This window comes from Coprobacter tertius, from assembly GCF_024330105.1.
GTDB classification, from domain to species: domain Bacteria; phylum Bacteroidota; class Bacteroidia; order Bacteroidales; family Coprobacteraceae; genus Coprobacter; species Coprobacter tertius.
Map to the genome: position 1 here is coordinate 1 of NZ_JANDHW010000027.1, position 721 is coordinate 721.

The 721-nt window shown below is 51.5% G+C and carries 1 protein-coding gene; it reads right to left on the minus strand.

Going from position 1 to position 721, the window contains the following annotated elements; all coding sequences use genetic code 11:
- Window positions 1–332: 332 nt before the first annotated feature.
- Window positions 333–721: hypothetical protein (locus NMU02_RS13665; protein WP_255028525.1), on the minus strand; the 389-nt coding region annotated here is incomplete at its 5' end.

Below are 721 nucleotides of genomic sequence, written 5' to 3' on the forward strand. Positions count from 1 at the left end.
CGCGTTCCCGCATCCGATGCCGTATCGGGGACGGCGGTGAGTTCCACGTCCATCGTCGGGGTGGTTACCGACAAGGCGCGGGGTATTCCTCCGCTCCTTCCAGCCACCGCCGGAGAGTCGTACGGCGATACGCCGAACGAAAGCCGCACCGTCACCGGCGTGCCCGTCCCTCCCGATCCGGGTGAGGCGCTTTCGGGCATCAGTTCGTCGCGGCAGCCGGTCACTAATGCCGCCGCAAGTAATAGACTGAGTAGTTTTCGGTTCATCATTTTGTTTTTTGGTTTGGTTATGTTGTTAGTTTGTTATCTTTTTTTAAACTTGTCCTCCGTTTTTCAACCCTTGTCATGTTGAGCGTAAGCGAAACACCCTCTATTCCCCGTCACCTGGGCATTAGCGACATGGGGAGAATTGCCCGATGCCATAGTAACAAAAGCAGGACGATTACCCGAGGGAGCGAACATTGGGAGGTCCACTGAGCCGGGCCGGCCGGCTACAATTTGCTTTCGCTCGGCAAATCCGAAACATGCGTTTCGTTTTTGCGCTCGCTTAATTGCAAATCTCGGCAGAGCCTCAGGATGACAGGCGTTTTTTTTATTAATTACAAAGAAATAGAAAACGAGGAAACGCGGTAAACAGGAATTCCATTTACCGCTAACATAGGATTTATAATATAATGGCTTGCTTACATCACAATTGTGTGTGTGTGTGTGTGTGTGTGTGT